Source organism: Paenibacillus sp. FSL E2-0151 (genome assembly GCF_037993015.1).
GTDB lineage: Bacteria > Bacillota > Bacilli > Paenibacillales > Paenibacillaceae > Paenibacillus > Paenibacillus amylolyticus.
The window spans coordinates 1,769,910-1,787,375 of record NZ_CP150308.1; the positions used below are offsets into that span (position 1 = coordinate 1,769,910).

Annotated in this window: 13 protein-coding genes; 6 read left to right on the plus strand and 7 right to left on the minus strand. The window is 47.7% G+C overall.

Annotated elements, in window-relative coordinates:
* Positions 1-51: 51 nt before the first annotated feature.
* The gene (locus MHI55_RS08150; RefSeq protein ID WP_076251584.1) at positions 52-1,653 is read left to right on the plus strand and encodes a cobyric acid synthase; all 1,602 of its coding nucleotides are present in this window, start codon (positions 52-54) and stop codon (positions 1,651-1,653) included.
* Positions 1,654-1,779: 126 nt separating this feature from the next.
* Here the strand turns inward: MHI55_RS08150 and MHI55_RS08155 are convergent, their stop codons facing one another.
* Positions 1,780-3,480, minus strand: a complete 1,701-nt coding sequence (locus MHI55_RS08155; protein ID WP_076251586.1) for a methyl-accepting chemotaxis protein — start codon at positions 3,478-3,480, stop codon at positions 1,780-1,782.
* 352 nt (positions 3,481-3,832) lie between these two features.
* On the opposite strand from MHI55_RS08155, the gene MHI55_RS08160 reads away from it, so the two are divergent.
* The 3 genes from MHI55_RS08160 to MHI55_RS08170 all read left to right on the plus strand — a co-directional run bounded on the left by MHI55_RS08160 (position 3,833) and on the right by MHI55_RS08170 (position 6,843).
* Positions 3,833-5,230 carry an L-cystine transporter gene (locus MHI55_RS08160; RefSeq protein ID WP_340389640.1) on the plus strand — a complete coding sequence of 466 codons (1,398 nt, stop codon included), beginning with the start codon at positions 3,833-3,835 and terminating at the stop codon, positions 5,228-5,230.
* Between the two features lie 374 nt (positions 5,231-5,604).
* Complete coding sequence (locus tag MHI55_RS08165) at positions 5,605-6,288, plus strand: queuosine precursor transporter (protein WP_076251591.1); 684 nt, start codon at positions 5,605-5,607, stop codon at positions 6,286-6,288.
* Between the two features lie 201 nt (positions 6,289-6,489).
* Positions 6,490-6,843, plus strand: coding sequence for a hypothetical protein (locus MHI55_RS08170; protein WP_036610715.1), 354 nt, complete (start codon positions 6,490-6,492; stop codon positions 6,841-6,843).
* Between the two features lie 291 nt (positions 6,844-7,134).
* Here the strand turns inward: MHI55_RS08170 and MHI55_RS08175 are convergent, their stop codons facing one another.
* Positions 7,135-8,223, minus strand: a complete 1,089-nt coding sequence (locus tag MHI55_RS08175) for a Xaa-Pro peptidase family protein (RefSeq protein ID WP_340389642.1) — start codon at positions 8,221-8,223, stop codon at positions 7,135-7,137.
* A 262-nt stretch (positions 8,224-8,485) separates the two neighbouring features.
* On the opposite strand from MHI55_RS08175, the gene MHI55_RS08180 reads away from it, so the two are divergent.
* Positions 8,486-9,706 (plus strand): PQQ-dependent sugar dehydrogenase, encoded by a 1,221-nt coding sequence (locus MHI55_RS08180; RefSeq protein ID WP_076251595.1) that lies wholly within the window; start codon positions 8,486-8,488, stop codon positions 9,704-9,706.
* 304 nt (positions 9,707-10,010) lie between these two features.
* Here MHI55_RS08180 and MHI55_RS08185 read toward each other — a convergent pair whose 3' ends face one another.
* Positions 10,011-10,742 (minus strand): MBL fold metallo-hydrolase, encoded by a 732-nt coding sequence (locus MHI55_RS08185; RefSeq protein ID WP_340389644.1) that lies wholly within the window; start codon positions 10,740-10,742, stop codon positions 10,011-10,013.
* 56 nt (positions 10,743-10,798) lie between these two features.
* Complete coding sequence (locus tag MHI55_RS08190) at positions 10,799-11,341, minus strand: hypothetical protein (RefSeq protein ID WP_340389646.1); 543 nt, start codon at positions 11,339-11,341, stop codon at positions 10,799-10,801.
* Positions 11,342-11,445: 104 nt separating this feature from the next.
* Between MHI55_RS08190 and MHI55_RS08195 the strand changes: the two genes are divergently transcribed.
* On the plus strand, positions 11,446-12,309 hold the full coding sequence (locus MHI55_RS08195) for an SDR family oxidoreductase (RefSeq protein WP_339189045.1): 864 nt from the start codon (positions 11,446-11,448) through the stop codon (positions 12,307-12,309).
* Positions 12,310-12,356: 47 nt separating this feature from the next.
* On the opposite strand, the gene thrS is transcribed toward MHI55_RS08195, so the two are convergent.
* From thrS to MHI55_RS08210, 3 genes are all read right to left on the minus strand, one after another.
* Positions 12,357-14,357 (minus strand): threonine--tRNA ligase, encoded by a 2,001-nt coding sequence (gene thrS / locus MHI55_RS08200; protein ID WP_340389648.1) that lies wholly within the window; start codon positions 14,355-14,357, stop codon positions 12,357-12,359.
* Positions 14,358-14,828: 471 nt separating this feature from the next.
* Positions 14,829-16,589: a HAMP domain-containing sensor histidine kinase gene (locus tag MHI55_RS08205; RefSeq protein WP_340389651.1), complete on the minus strand. Its 1,761-nt coding sequence runs from the start codon at positions 16,587-16,589 to the stop codon at positions 14,829-14,831.
* Positions 16,586-17,347 (minus strand): response regulator transcription factor, encoded by a 762-nt coding sequence (locus MHI55_RS08210; RefSeq protein WP_339189037.1) that lies wholly within the window; start codon positions 17,345-17,347, stop codon positions 16,586-16,588. The genes MHI55_RS08205 and MHI55_RS08210 overlap by 4 nt, the downstream gene beginning before the upstream one ends.
* Positions 17,348-17,466 lie beyond the last annotated feature (119 nt).

Sequence of the window (17,466 nt, forward strand, 5' to 3'; positions counted from 1 at the left end):
GTATGGAAAGTGTTACGCATGAGGTTGGGAGTAAGGTGATCTGGATATAACATGGAGACAGGGGGAGAGAGCGTGGAAGATAAGCCATCACAACCAGCGGCGGTACTGATGCTGCAAGGAACGGCTTCCGATGTGGGCAAAAGTGTCATCACAACGGCATTGTGCCGGATTTTTAAGCAGGATGGCTTCAAGCCTGCTCCGTTCAAGTCACAGAATATGGCATTGAATTCCTATGTGACGGAAGATGGCAAGGAGATTGGTCGGGCCCAGGGGGCACAGGCCGAAGCCTGTGGTATTGAGGCGACAACCGATATGAATCCAATCCTGATCAAGCCGGTGAGGGACATGCATTCGCAGATCGTGGTACATGGTGTACCTTTTGCCCAGATGAGTGCATCGGACTACCGTCAGCATTTCCTGCCTGAAGCAAAGCAGACGGTTATGGATGCGTTGAACCGGCTACGGGATACCTATGATATTGTGCTGATGGAAGGAGCGGGCAGTCCGGCCGAGATCAATCTGAAGGACCGGGATATCGTCAACATGAATCTGGCAGGCTGGGCCGATGCGCCGGTGATTCTGATCTCCGATATTGATCGGGGCGGAGTGTTTGCTTCCATTGTAGGTACGCTGGAGCTGCTGGAACCCCATGAGGTGGCGCGAGTCAAAGGGTTCATTATCAACAAGTTCCGCGGTGATCTGTCCCTGTTGCAACCAGGACTCGACTGGCTCGAAGAACGGACAGGCATTGCAGTATTAGGTGTTTTGCCTTACATAAGAGATATTCAGATTGAAGCAGAGGATTCGGTGGTGCTGGACTCCATGCGTCATGGTAAATCCGGCAAAACCGAGCTGGATCTGGTGGTAATCCGATATCCGCGAATTTCCAACTTTACAGACTTTGACGCACTTTCCCGTGAACCGGATGTGAATGTGCGTTACGTGACCTCGCCAGAGGAATTGGGTAGTCCGGATGCCATTCTTCTACCAGGTACGAAGGATACCATAGGTGACCTGGCATTTCTGCGTGAGTCTGGGCTGGAGCAGGCGATTGCGAGCCAGACCGAGCGTGATCATGTTCAGCTCGTAGGAATATGTGGCGGATACCAGATGCTGGGACGTCATCTGAAGGACCCGTTTGCTGTGGAGGCCAATCAGATCCAGGAAGCAAAAGGACTTGGCTGGCTCCCGCTATCGACAACATTTCTTCAGGAAAAGCAGACCGTCAGAGCTTCCGGACGGGTGCAGCCTGATCACCCGATTCGTCTGTATGGTGAGCAAGATGTAGCAGATGCTTCATTACCCATTAACGGATATGAGATTCATATGGGCGTTACGGAGTGTCACGAGCCTGAACGTGTAACCGCATTGTTTGAAATCTCGCATCCAGGTGGTCAACCTTTCCAAGAAGGCTGGGGCTCAGTAGATGGCAGCGTGTGGGGAACCTACCTGCATGGTTTGTTTGAAAGTGATCAATTCCGACGTTCGTGGCTGAATGCCTTGCGTGCAGGAAAGGGGCTGGCTCCACTTCAGGAGACGTATAGTGCGCATGAGCGTAAGGAGATGGAGTTCGATCGGGTAGCTGAATCGTTGCGTTCAGCATTGGATATGAAGCGTGTGTACGAGATTATGGGTGTTCAGGCACCCGAGTGAAACAACAATACCCCCATGTCGGACAAACCGTTCTATAGAAACGGAATGTTAGCGGCATGGGGGTATTGTATATCCTATGATTAAATGAGGTTTAAAACAGGTGATGATAGGTTAATGGTTAACCTGTTAGTTTATTTTGAAATTTTTCATAGCGGATTGCAGCTCTACAGCTTGTTCATGCAGATGACGAACTGTATTCGAATGTGAGTCCATCTCGCTGAGCTGCAGATCTGCTGTTGAAGCAATCTGTAACATGCTCTCACGGGATTTGGTCGTAATCTGTGCCGTTTCTTCAACGGATGCACTCACTTCTTCAGCACCAGCAGATACTTGTTGTGTAGAAGCCGAGACGGTCTGAATGGTCAGATTCACGTTCTGAATCAATTCATTCAGTTGCTGGAAGGCAGAGCCTGCTTGTTGAACGACCCTTGTGCCTGAACCAATCTCCTGGGTTACACGGTTCATGGCATCAACCGAGCGTTCAGCATCTTCACGAATGGTACCCAGATAATCCGAAATTTCTTCGGTGGCTGTCTTGGATTGCTCGGCAAGTTTGCGAACTTCTCCAGCAACAACAGCGAATCCGCGGCCATGCTCTCCGGCACGTGCTGCTTCGATGGAGGCATTGAGTGACAGCATGTTAATCTGTTTGGTGATTTCAAAAATCGAAGCAACAATGGTGCCGATGGCTACCGAACGTTCATTCATAGTTTCAACATATCGCAACGATTCGCTTGCTGTCTGGCCTACACGCTCCATCTGCTCAATGGCATTCTGAGCCAGTCGGTTACCGTTAACTGCCTCGTTGGCTGCTTCACCAATCTGGTCAGACACTTCAGCAGAAGAAGAAGCAATATGCATGATACCTTGCGTAATTTCTTCCATAGCTCTGGCGTTCTCGGATGCGCTTGACGCAATGCTGATGCTGCCTTTTTCTGCATCTTCTGCAGAGCGGCTGGAGTTTCGAACCATACCGGACATCGATTCAACCCGCTGAAGCAGGTCATTGGAGCCTGATACAACTTCATTGGACGTGGACAAGGCACGGCTAATCATTTCTTTCAGGTTATGCGTCATCGTCTGGAAGCTTGCGGCAAGCTGGGCAATTTCATCTTTACCTTTGATCTCTAGTTCAGCGGTCAGATCACCCTGGGATATTTGTTTGCTATGTTGGACGAGCTTGATGATTGGTTTGGTAACTCTTTTGATCATACTAGTGGAGATAAGCCAGCCGAGCACAAACACTAATGCTGTAATCCCAAGGCACAACCAGAAAATCTGGGTAATCTTGTCTTGAATGAACTGGGCATCCATGCTCACAGCCATAATCATGTTACTTCCTGCAATGGGGATAAAGGCTGCTTTATGTACACCAAAGGAATCGGAGTAGACCTCGCTGATTACCATTTCTTTGTTCTCAATAGCTGCATTCATTGCGGGTTCTACACTAATTTCATCCTGGGCTTTCATGTTTGAAGAAGGGTTGGCCACAACGACTTTGGCTGAGCCATCTTGAATAGCAACAACGTAAGCCGCATCCAAATTATGTTCTTTTGCTTTATCTGCCAGGTACGATTCCACGGTCATGGCAGCACCTTCAGAACCGGCTCCGCCACTCTGTACCTGTAGGATTTTGGATGCTGAAGTATTCTTGTATATATCCTGAATGGACGTGTTTAGGACTTTGTCAAACTGCGGTAGCACGTAGCTTTGAATAATATTCATCGATACGGCATAAAAACTAATACTGAACAACAGGGAAGCAACCAGCAGAACGAGGAACAAGGTGCCTCTGATTTTACCGGCAACGGTGCGATTACGAAACATATGATCATCCTTTCACGTCAAGTTCATTAACATTGTCGCTTTTCCGTAATCCTAAGACCTATCTACCAATGAAGAAAGACCTAAATTGAACATTGAGAAAACTTGGGAATAAGCGGATATACCTATATTACAAAATTAACCGGAGGTTGAATAGAACAATTTTCACGATTTGGTGTATTTTTTTCAGAAATAGATGAATCTGTTACATGCATATTACATAATATCAATTAATACCTACCAGAATAGTTTGTTATATGTTATATTGTAAAATGTCTTTGTCGGAAGTACAAAAGATAGAAGAGAAAACCGGATATTCTCCGGTTACACACATGCCTGAGGAGGATTTAAAGAAATGGATACTTTTCTAGTCATATTGAATGTAGTGGTTATACTTGCCTTACTTGGTATCCTCTACTGGATGCAGAAAAAGCATATCTCCTTTACGAAACGCGTATTTGCGGGTCTGGGACTGGGGGTTGTTTACGGGGTTATTCTTCAATTGGTGTACACATCAGGTTCTGATGTAGTTACGAAATCAGTCGATTGGTTCAATCTGGTCGGTTCAGGATATGTTCGTTTGTTGCAAATGGTCGTGATCCCATTGATCATGGTGTCGATCATTTCGGCCATTATGAATCTGAAGGGCAAACAAAATCTCGGCAAAATGAGTGTTTCCATTATTGCCATTCTGTTGATCACCACAGCGATTGCCGCAGGGGTCAGCATTGTAACCAGCCTTGGCTTTAACCTGACTTCCATTGAGATTCAAGGAGGAGACCGGGAGAATGCGCAGATTCAGAAGGTGGAGGAACGGCTTGTTGATGTGAAGGATCAGACCATCCCGCAGCAAGTGCTGGAATTCATTCCTTCGAATCCATTTGCAGATATGACAGGAGAACGTCGTACATCCACACTGGCGGTGGTTATCTTCTCCGCGTTTATCGGTGTAGCGGTACTTGGACTGGATCGCAAAAAACCTCAGCAGGCGGAGACGTTCCGCGGTATGGTTAATGCGGTATATGCGGTGGTTATGCGAATTGTTACGCTGGTGCTTAGGCTTACGCCTTACGGGATTCTAGCACTGATTACAAAGGTAACGGCGACAACCAATGCGGAAGAGATATTAAAGCTCATCAAATTCGTCATTGCGTCCTACGTGGCCCTCATCGTGATGTTTATTATTCACCTGATCATTATCTCTCTGTCCGGCTTCAACCCGGTTACGTATTTGAAGAAGGTGCTGCCAACACTGATATTTGCCTTTACGTCCCGTTCAAGTGCAGCGGCAATCCCGCTGAATGTGGAGACACAGACGAAGAAACTCGGCGTATCGGACGGCATTGCGAACCTGTCTGCAAGCTTTGGTGCTACGATTGGGCAAAACGGCTGCGCCGGGATCTATCCGGCCATGCTGGCGGTGATGATTGCTCCGACGGTCGGCATCGACCCGCTGAGCTGGGACTTCATTGTGACTTTGATCCTCGTAGTCATGATCAGTTCGTTTGGTGTGGCTGGCGTTGGCGGCGGGGCAACCTTCGCTTCCCTGATCGTATTGTCCACCATGAATCTGCCTGTGGCTCTGGTTGGACTACTCATTTCCGTGGAGCCGCTGATCGACATGGGTCGTACAGCGCTTAACGTGAACGGGTCGATGACATCAGGACTCGTAACGAGCAGAATTTTGAAGGAAAACGATCGGGACACGTTTAACGATCAGAGTCGTGAGCTGGATTCTGCGGCTCAGGCTTAATACAGAATGGATTAGATAGAAGCTCACATTAAGATAGCTAGAGCCGTCTACAAATCAAGTGAGAAAAGCCGTCCTTCGGAGGAATCCGGAGGGCGGTTTTTTTTGCGGCAATCAAACTATGCTGTGCACAGTGGTGAAGCAGTCTTCTTTTTCTATACACGGTGCAAGGGGAATAGAGGTAGGAAAAACTAGTATGGTCGAGAGGGAAGCGGAGGAATATAGAAGGGGTCGTAGTCACTCAGGCACGCTTGGAGTTATTTAGTTCTGTTCATGGGACGAGAAATGTGATAGAGTATTCATGTTTTGGCCCTGAGCCAAACCGCGGTTCGTAACCATCCCGCGTAATCAAAACTAGGAAGGCAGTGTATGTATTTATGTTTAACTTAGGGTGGGGAGCAGTTTTTGTTCTCGTAACTTATGGATTTTTCCTGCTGTGTTACCGCTTGTTCGGTAAAAAAGGTCTCTATGCCTGGATTGGTGTGGCTACGGTTATAGCCAACATTCAGGTGACCAAAACGATAGATATCATGGGAATTGTACTGACGTTAGGCAACACGATGTATGTCAGCATGTACCTGACCAGTGACCTTCTTAATGAAAAATATGGACCAGGTGAGGCACGCAAGGCCGTATGGTTTGGATTCTTCACGCTCATCATGACAACGGTTCTGATGCAGATGGTGTTGTTCTTTGAACCGGCACCAACAGACTTTGCACAGGAATCTATGGCGAAGTTGTTCGGTCTGCTGCCACGTTTGGCACTCGGAAGTCTGACAGCGTACTTCATCAGTCAGTTCCTGGATGTACGATTGTACTCCTGGCTGCGCAAGGTGGCCCCAGGGCGCAATCAGTTGTGGATTCGCACCAACGGTAGTTCGATCATCAGTTCATTTGTGGATACACTGGTGTTCTGCACAATCGCGTTTGCGTTCATCTATCCTTGGGATGTTTGGCTGGAAATCTTCCTCACGACGTATATTATCAAATTTGTATTAACTGCGGTCGGAACGCCGTTTCTGTATGCTGCACGTAGCTTTAAGTTTAAGGATGAAGCTTAGACAATATTCAAAGAGTATCACTTGAAAAAAACCTCTGCGCGGTCAATTGTAATTCGGACTCTGCAAGGTTTTTTTTCATAGAAAAGACCCGAAACAAGAAAATCCTTTTTACATTTTTATGAAAAAGTTATAATATAAACGACCTGTCGTTATGAGCGTGTATCAATAGGAACGATCATTTCATACAAAGGGGAATCGCACATGTACTCTACACTGCGTTATACACTGGAAAGCAATGGCACAACCTACGAGAATGATAGCATTAATGCCTCGTTATTGGTGGAGTTGATCTCCAATCTGGAATTGCAGGAATTCGTAGTACTTGTACCTTCCGAGCTGGTGGAGGGAAGTATGTATATGCAGGCTGCTGCGCTTGAGGAACCAGGGCAGATGGTGGCGGAGATTCGTTTGCAGGAAGGCGAGGACGGTTTCCGACATTACAGCTGCAGAACAACAGATACGACTGGGATTATTCAATGGTTTCTGGATTACTGGGGGAAGCAACAGCTGCCACAGCTGGAGTCTTGGCAGGATATCACGCATGAGTTTGACTAATGGTAAATGAGTGAGCAGGAATAAAATTACGTAGAATGCAGACGGAGTAATTTAGGATATGCTTTGTATTAATTAAAATCCCGCAACCCATGATATTTATGGATTTGCGGGATTTTTGCGTTCGCGTGTGTACGTGCTACTTTTTCTGTATACAGGCCTGAGGCGTACGCGAAAGGAGTATATTATTTTGAAGATACGGTTCAGCACAGTTTTGTGCAGTTTAGTTCATGATGCATAATATCGGCTAAGCATTGATGTATCTGGGCTATTTTTGACATAGATCCAATTGGATTAGTCAGTAAGGATTTGCAGTTCTTTTGGATATGTCGTCAGAACTTCGATACCCGTCTCGGTCACAATTACATCATCTTCGATACGGACGCCGCCTGCTGCGGTATAGATGCCCGGTTCAATCGTGAATGCGGTACCTTCATTCAGGATGTCCATATTCTCTCCATGAAGAGAAGGATACTCATGTACGTCGATACCCAATCCATGGCCTACTCTGTGCATGAAACGTTCGCCGTATCCCGCTTCTTCCGTGACCTGGCGTGCTGCACGATCCACTTCGGCGCAGGTAATGCCTGGTTTCACGATTTGGATAGCAGCTTCGTTTGCTGCGAGCACAGTGTTATAGATGGTTTTGAGTTCAGGAGAGATGTCACCAAAGGCGAATGTACGTGTGATATCCGAGGCATACCCTCCAGCATACACACCCATGTCAAACATCAACAGGTCACCATGTTGCAGTTTCCGTTCACCCGGTGTACCGTGTGGCAGACCTGTTTTGGGTCCCGTGAGCACCATGGTATCAAAGGAAGGACCATCGGCACCCAGCTTTTTCATCTGATACTCCATCTCTGCGACAAGTTCGATCTCGGTTACGCCTGTGCGAACATGAGAGAGTCCTTGACGCAATGTTTCTTCAATCAGATAAATGGCGTGGCGAATGCGGGCTACCTCATCCGGTGTTTTTTTCACACGTAATGTGCGAAGCAGGGGGCCAACATCTTCAAAGCTGGCAGCACCGAGAGCGGCGGTCAGTTGTTCATAACGTGCGACTGTTACGTATTCTTTTTCAAGACCTACCCGGCCCAAGCGCCCCTGATAACGATCAAACAAAGCGTATGGGTTATCGGTATCCGTGTGAGTGGCAATGTTGGATACCGAGGAAGCGGCAGCGGCAGCTTCTGCGTCCAGTGCGGGTACAATCAACAGGGGCTCTTCGCCGCTTGCGAGCACCAGACCGAGGAAGCGTTCATGCGGATTGCTCGCAAATCCAGTTAAATAGTAGATATGTTTTGGATCTGTGATCAGCATGGCGTCCAATCCTTGCCCGGACAGATCGGCTTCAAGACGAGATAAAGGGTTTTGATTCATAAGTGTAGTTGTCCACCTTTCCATTCATACTATCCTTCTATTATAAAAGATTATGATGGAATTCCAAACTGCGGTGATTTCATATCGTCGGAATACCTTGAATTCTCGGTTTAAGCGGCTGGTATGAAGGGTAATACAGGGCGAAACCGCTTAACAGATGAATAATAACACCACAACAATAGAGAGCAATCCATTAATAATACGTTGAAGCTTGACTTATTTATTTTATACAGAAGAACGAAATACGAAGGGAGATGTAATCATGAATAATCGAGTAACCGTTCCGCTGTATGCTTCATTATTAAGTGTGGCACTGTTAACCGCGTCATGTTCTTCAGGCGAACCTTCTACGGGAGGAACAGAGCAGACGTCTCAGGGACAGGGAACAGGTCAGGGACAGACGGCCAACGGAGGCAATACCGGTGCAAGTGGAAATGAGAGTGGAGCGCAGGGAGAGACGGTTATTCCGTATCAGGCTTCCGTACTGGTTGAAGGACTGAATGCACCATGGGAGATTGTGAGTGTGCCTGATGGTCGGATGTTTGTAACGGAACGCCCTGGTGCGATTCGGGTCATTGAGGATGGAAAACTAGCACCTGAACCACTGATTGATTTCTTAGCCCCGTTTAATGAAGAAGGTGAAGGAGGTGAAGGAGGTCTGTTGGGCCTTGCAGCTGATCCGGACTTTGAGGAGAACGGTTACTTGTATGCATACCACTCCTATCTGGAAGGCGACGATATTGCGAATCGGGTGTTACGCCTCAAGGTGAATGATGGCAAAGCGGTCATAGATCAAGAGTTGCTTGGTAACATTCCAGGCGGAACGAATCATAATGGTGGGAGGATCAAAATTGGCCCGGACAAGTTGCTCTATATCACGACAGGTGAGCGTTATGAACCGGAACTGTCACAGAACAAAGATAGCCTTGGAGGTAAAATATTGCGGATAGGTCTCGACGGATCGATCCCAGCAGACAACCCATGGCCGAATTCACCTGTATACAGTATGGGACACCGTAACGCACAGGGACTGGCATGGAATCCGGAAAACGGTTACCTCTATTCCACGGAGCATGGTCAGCGTAATCATGATGAGATCAACCGGATTGTGGCCGGAGAGAATTATGGCTGGCCCGAGGTAGAAGGAGACGACGATGACAATGGCGCATATCAGGCTCCGCTTGCACATAGTGGGAACGATACATGGGCGCCGTCTGGTGTAGCTTTTGTAGAAGAAGGACCTTGGGCTGGATCACTGATTGCTGCAAATCTGCGTGGAGAGCAGCTTCTGAAGGTCACTCTTTCGGAAGATGGCACACAGGTGGAGAAGGTGGAACCCATCTTCGAAGATGAATGGGGCCGGATTCGCAATGTGAGTGCTGGCGAGGACGGGAAGTTATATGTGCTTACGAACAATCGGGATGGACGAGGATCACCACGAGATGGGGATGACAAGCTGATTGTACTTACTCCGGAGAGCTGAGTCGGGGTCAAGGGGAAAGATACTGTGCAGATGCCAGGTGTAATATAAGATACTGCGTGCATACCGTGCGCAATAGGTGCTACCATACGGTCAACACCAGTGCAGTAGAGTAGTAGAAGTACGTGGTTAATTAATTAAAGGAGCTGTCCCTGTCAAGTTAATGACATTGGGACAGCTCCTTGATTGTAATATATGTGTCATCCTAATCTTGAATGAGCTACAACGCACAATGCCGCACGAAGAGAAACAGCGTTAATAGGATGCTTGTGTCATTCAAAAGCACTCACAAGTCCGCGTTCTTTACTTACTCTGCGCTCTCCGCAAGTGTGGCAATACGCTGAGCCGGATCATTCATGTACTCTCCACCGTGATAACAGAGAACCTTATTGAGCTTAAGGTTGGTCAGTTTCTTCAGGCTTCGCAGCGCTTCAGGCATGTCCGGTGTCGCTTGTGGTGCAGGGCCAACCAGTTCATCATCGACCACACGAAGTTCATCGGCAGCGAGTAGGAACTGTTGCTCCCCCAAATACAGGCAGATATGACCTGGCGTATGTCCCGGTGTATGAATGACCTGTGTACCACCTTGAAGGGGTAATATGTCTCCGTCCGCCAGAGTTCTACTAATGTTCACTTCAGGTAGCTGCAAGAGCAGTTGGTCTGCCAGTGCCAAAACGGGCGCGGGCAGCAGAGCACGACGTTCAGGCGTGAATTTGATCAAAGGCTTCTCACCGGTTAGATATGGATTCTCATCGGCATGTGCCCAGATTTCCAGATCAGGGATGGCATCCAGAAGAGCACCCAAGTTACCGATATGATCGATGTCCTGATGAGTAATAATCACACGTTTGACGTCCGAGAGTTGTACGCCCTCTTGTTCCAATGCGGATTGAAGTTCAGCGAATTGTCCAATCATACCTGTATCCACCAGGGTAACGCCATCTACATCACGAAGCATGACGGGGAATATGGGGCTGTTCCCGGAAGGCGTAGGAATCTGAAGATTTAGTACAGTAATCGAAGTTGTTGGATGGCTCATGGTTATTCGGACCGTAGTCCGGTACACCTCCTTATATTTTTTAGCAATGATTGTTGTTATTCAGGGCGATTATATTTTAAGTGTTTTCTATATTTTTTTACCGTATGGAGCAACGCTTCGAACGTGTCTTCTTCATTACTGCCATCTTTAACGATGGAGACAAACGAGAAGTTATCATGAACAAGTTTGTTCCTCGTCTGAAACACCAGGCTAAGGGCTTCAGCGAAGTGTTCTTTTTCGGATTCCAGAGCAATGAACTCTTTACTCAGTTCGGACTGAATAATCTCCATATTGGAGCGTGCACGGTAGGCAGGAGTTTTCATCAGCTGGGTCGAATTAAACTTTTTCTGATATACGTCTCTGTACAGTTGATGTAACATTTGTTCAATAATGGCGCATAGTTCGATGACCAGTGAAGCATATCTTCGGTTTTTGCGTTTTCGGGTGAGCTCACGTGTTTCTTCTTTGTCCAAAATACCATATTTTTCATACAGCGTAGAATCAACGTTCTGCAAGATTTCCTGATATTCCTGTTCGAGTAGTGCGATTTCAAGTTTGGCTTGTTTTTTAACTTTTTTAAAATCTTCTTTGGTCAGCATACTTGTCCTCCCATGGAAACCGAGATGTGATCCTATCATTATCTCATATTGTCCGTCGTCGCGCCTCTAATTTCGGAACCTCAGGTTCAGAAGGGAAGTACCTCATGTCCAATCAGACAGCAATTGTAACAGGAGCTAACTCAGGTATGGGGTTGGCAACCACCATTGAACTTGCAAGGCAAGGATATCGCGTAATTATGGCATGCCGCAGTGAGAAGCGCGGACAGGAGGCTCTTCAGGAAGCTGTGCGTCAGTCCGGTTCTTCTGCGATTGAATTGATGCTGTGTGACCTGGGTTCACTCGAAAGTATACGCCAGTTTGCCGGCACATTCCGCGAGCGTCATGATCACCTTGACGTTCTGGTTAATAATGCGGGGGTAGTGATGGTTAAGCGGAAGGAAACCTCAGACGGGTTCGAACAAAGTATCGGTATTAACCATCTGGGACATTTCCTGCTGACCTTACTTTTGATAGAACCTCTGAAAGCTGCGAAGCAGGGACGGGTTGTGAACGTTTCGTCAGGTGCCTACAAGGCCGGCAAAATCCACTTCGAAGATCCACATCTGCACAAAGGTTATAATCCGATCAAAAGTTATGCTCAATCCAAACTGGCGAACGTGCTGTTCACTCGTGCACTGGCTAGCAAACTGTCAGGTACGTCTGTCACAGTGAACTGTCTACACCCTGGTGCGGTGGGAACGAGTATTGGCGTAGATCGCAATACCGGATTTGGCACACGCATTATGGCGTTTGCAGGTAAACTTCCATTCTTTCTGTCCCCTGAAGAAGGGGCGCGAACGGCTGTTTATCTGGCCACAAGCCCTGAAGTCGTCGGCATCACCGGTCGTTACTTCTATCAACAGAAAGAGCAGCAGCTGAAGGCACATGCCGTTGACGATGCTTCAGCTGAGCGTTTCTGGACGTGGAGCGAAGAACAGGTGGGGCTAAGAGATGACGAGAAGTTGTAATTCAGCACAAGCTGATGAGTGACTCATGAATAGAGTCGTTACATATTTTATACTTTTGCCTTCACAGCTTGTTGGATCATTTCAATAACAGCTTCAATACGTTGGATGCCTTGATCTCCCTGACCGTATGCACGGACAGAGGCGGATGAGGCATTTTTCTCATTCTCACCAAGCACGAGCGAATAAGGCACTTTTTCCATCTGGGATTCACGGATTTTGTACCCGAGCTTCTCGCTGCGCAGATCTGTTTCTACCCGAATGCCCGCAGCACGGAGTTGGCTCTGTACTTGGAGTGCATAGTCTGCATAATGATCTGACACAGGTAGGAGCTTCACTTGTACAGGTGCGAGCCAGAGTGGGAACGCTCCTGCATAGTGCTCAGTCAGGATACCGATGAAACGATCGATCGAACCATAGATGGCACGATGGATCACGACCGGACGGTGTTTCAGGCTATCCTCGCCAATGTAAGTGAGGTCGAATTTCTCCGGCATTTGAAAATCAAGCTGGATTGTTCCGCACTGCCAGCTGCGCTTCAGCGCATCGAGGATATGAAAGTCAATTTTCGGTCCATAAAAGGCACCGTCCCCTTCGTTAATGCGATACTCCACGCCCCGACGATCTAGTACATTTTGCAATGCGCGTTCCGCTTGATCCCACAGCTCTTCCGATCCCATGGAATCTTCCGGACGAGTGGACAATTCAATCTTATATTCGAATCCAAAGATATCGTACATACGTCCGATCAGTGAGATCGCCTGATTGATCTCGTCCTCGATCTGCTCTGGCATGACGTAGAGATGGGCATCATCCTGGCAGAATGTCCGCACACGCATCATGCCGTTCAGGGCACCTGAGAATTCATGACGGTGAACCTGACCAAATTCCATCATGCGAATTGGTAATTCGCGATAGGAATGAAGTGTGTTTTTGAAGATCAGCATATGCCCAGGGCAGTTCATCGGTTTCAGTGCAAAAGTGGCATCGTCCACTTCCGAGAAATACATATTGTCCTTGTAATGCTCCCAGTGACCGGATTGCTCCCACAGACGATTGTTCATCATGAGAGGAGTCCGAACCTCCTGATAACCTTCCTGTAATTGTAGCTCACGGGAGAATTGCTCCAGTTCAGTGCGAACAGTCATGCCTTTGGGCAGATAAAAGGGCATGCCGGGAGCTTCTTCGGAGAACATGAACAGTTCAAGCTCTTTGCCAAGTTTACGGTGATCTCGTTTCTTCGCTTCTTCGAGCATGTGCAGATGTTCATCCAGTTGGGCTTTGTTCGGGAAAGCAGTGCCGTAGATGCGTTGTAGCATCTTATTATCCGAGTTACCCCGCCAGTACGCACCAGCCACATTCAGCAGCTTGAACGCTTTGATTCGACCAGTGGATGGAAGATGTGGACCGCGACACAGATCGAAGAACTCTCCTTGATCATAGATTGAAAGTTCGGCGCCCTCTGGCAAATCCTGAATGAGTTCAAGCTTGTAGGGGTCCTGGATCTCTCCGAAGATACGGAGGGCTTCCTTGCGGTTAACGACCCGGCGACTGATCTTATGATTCTCCTGAATGATTTTGTTCATTTCCTGCTCGATGGCAACCAAATCACTGATGGACAAGGCATGCTCCAGATCAACATCGTAATAGAATCCATCTTCAATGACTGGGCCGATACCCAGTTTCACTTGTTCTGCACCGTAGATGCGTTTGAGTGCCTGTGCGAGCACATGTGCTGCGCTGTGACGATAACGATACAGACCTTCCGCACTTTCTAAAGTAACGATAACAAGTTCGCAATCTTGCTGGAGCACCCAATCGAGATCGACATTTTGACCATCTACAATACCGCCGATAGCCTGTTTCCCAAGACTTGTGCTGATAGATGAGGCAACCGCACCTACAGTGATGCCTGCTTCGTAAGAACGTATCGCGCCACCTTGCAGACGGACCTCAATGGAATGACTGGATGGTTGAAGATCATTTGCTTGGTTGTTTATTTCGTTACCTGATTTGTTGCTTGCTGAGTTACTGTTTTCTTGTTTGCTCATGTGAACCACTCTCCATTTCTTAAAATGAAAGCGCAAAAAACACCCGTCCCGGAAAAGGGACGAGTGCGCTTGGCTCGTGGTTCCACCCTAATTTTGGTTATGGTGCACCCTGCTCTCGGCCAGCCGCCGGAACAGAAAACATCATAACCCTCATTGGAATCCGTTATCGGGGATCAGGCGGTGAACTCTACTGGCAGCATGCCAAACATCCGAAGGAAGTTCGAAATGCTGAGGTTCGAGGTCACGGCTGCAGAGGGGTAATTCCGGTCCGTTCGCTGAAGAAGGTTTCACCAATCCCCTCTCTCTCTGGGCAGCACGCAAACGAAATCATGTCTCTGGTCATCGCCAAATATGTTAGATCAACTCATCAGATGATCCTGAAATGTGTTGTGTTCATTATCAATATATTGGAACAGGTGTTATTGAGTGTCGATTATATAGACTGAAAATGGAAAGGTCAAGCGGAACATTTTAATTGGTTTCGGACGGCCCATCCCATATTAAGCGAATGATCGTTCCTTCACCAGGGGTGGACTGTACCTCAATACGACCATTCATGGCTTCGATCAAACCTTTGGTTACCGCCATGCCCAGCCCTGATCCAACGTCCGATGTACCTGTATCTGTACCGCGATAGTATCGTTCAAATAACTTCCATACCGTCTCGGAGTCCATGCCTCTTCCATTATCGGCAAACTGAATGCTGAACTCATCAGCGTGTTCACCAGAATGCACACTGACAACCAGGATGGACTCGGGCGGATTATGAAGAAGGGCATTGGCGGTCAGATTATCCACAATTCGTTCAAACGACGGAATATGGACAAGTCCATACACAGGCACTTCGGAAGGTTGGAATAGGATGCGACCTTCTCCATATGCCGGATTCCGTTCAGCGCGCTGGATCAGATCACGGAGCAACGTATTTACGTCAGTCTCTTCCACCACAGGTTGATATCCTCCACTGCGTAATCGATAGGTCATGGCAAGGTCGTTGACAAGCCTGTCCATATACATGGACTTATCGAGCATTATGCCTGCGAATTCCCTGACTTCCTCCGCGGTCCAGCTATACTTATCCGCCTCAAGCATATGAGCATATCCCTGAATGGAGGAGAGGGGTGTCTTCAGGTCATGTGTTATGCCAGCAATCCACTCCTCCCGCAGAGAATCGGTCTGTTTCCGAAGTTCTTCATCTTGCTTCAAAGTGTGAGACAGGGCCTGCATGGAGCGAAGCACTTCAGCATACACGTTGTATTTTCGCTTCCACTTTCCGTTACGACGCTGACTGCGAGGCACTCCAAAGGCTCCGGTAGGTTCCTCGTAATGTCCTCGTTCCAGACGCTGTAACCATTGGAGCATATGTAGCATGGGTGAACCGAATCGGTTGGCATACCAGAAGGCAAGCAAAATGAGCAGAATGATGATGGATACAATCAATACGACCAATGCCGGTTCCAGAATAAAATTGTAGGGGTTCTGATCACTGTTCACCGCCGGATCAACAGGGATGCTAATCAGCCAAGTGGTTTCACTCTGTTCGTCGTACCACGTTGCAACAGACAGGCCAGATCGACTCGGATAGCGAACTTGCAGAACGAGTTCCTGAATGGTGTATTCGGTCGGTACGCCCATGGCTGGTTTGTTGAAGGAAGAAATTTCACGTCCTGACGGGTCCAATATTTGAAGATAAGCATTGGCAGTACGAAGGGCCTCCTGTTGGTTGGGCTGAAGATTAAGCTTCCCGTTGGTAAAAGCAAGATCTGAACGAATGTTATTCATTAAGGACTTGGCCGGGTTGCGCTCACCATATAACAAGGTAAAATCCTTTCCGTTCTTCTCCCGGATCAGCATGGCGATCTGATAAGGGAACGGCTTCTGGCTTTCCCAGTATGCAATCAATTCCCCCGGTTTATAGTGAGTAGGAACATCGGCAGGTGTGTGATATTCATCAATGGCGTAACCTTGTTCATCCAGAACCTGGAGCCAGCCTTGATTTTTGTCCACTTGCTTCAGCAATTCGGGGTCATATCGGATGGTGTCATCCGGCATGATCTCTGCTGTACTAATCAATTGGTCCAGACCGTTAAGAGCAAAATCATCGATCAGATTCACCTCATTTACCTTTTGCACGACCCAGTAAGTGGCTACAGACCCAAGCAGGATGATAAGAACGACTGCACCGGCAAGCATCCCGATAAACCGGGTCATTAACCTGCGCCGAATACTCATGATCGTGACACATGTTCCGGCTGAATCAGTTTGTAACCCAGACCCCGGACGTTTACGAGAAACACGGGATTGGAAGGATCGGCTTCAATGCGCTCCCGAATGCGGTGAATATGAACCATCACGGTATTGTCATCACTAATGGCTTCCGAGCCCCAGACCCGTTCATATAGATCTGATTTGGTGAAAATTCGATTGGGATGTTTGCAGAAAAAGAGTAACAGTTGGAACACAAGTGCCGGACAAGATACGGACTCACCTTCAACACGAAGTTCACCAGCCCACTCCAGCACTTGAAACCGTCCAAAGTCGTACACGCCTTCCGATGTGCTGGGAGATGACGTATTTACGTTAGATGGGACATGATCCGAGATCGCTGCGGTTTTAGATGGTAAATAACGCTTCAGTAATGATTTAATTCGAGCAACGACTTCCAGCGGATTAAAGGGTTTGGCGACATAATCGTCGCCACCAACGGCGAATCCGGTTAATTTGTCATAATCGGTTGTTTTGGCCGTTAGAAACAGGATGGGCGCATCGGTGACCTGCCGTAGAAAAGGACAGATTTCCAGTCCACTTTTGCCAGGAAGCATGATGTCGAGCACGATGCAATGATACGTCTTGTTGTTACATGCCTCAATGGCAGCTTCGCCTGTTGTAACGGTATCAATATCGAGAAACTGCTCTTTGAGCAGAACGGTTTTGAGCATATGCAGAATAGCCTGTTCATCATCCACAAGCAGTAATGAGACGTTATCCATAGTTTAAAAATGACCTCCTGATCCTTCCGTTGTGTGTATTGCTAATCATACCATCCAAGAAGGCTGTATAGCGTACGAGCTATCTTAACGGAATCTTAATTATGCAGCGTTAGAAGGCA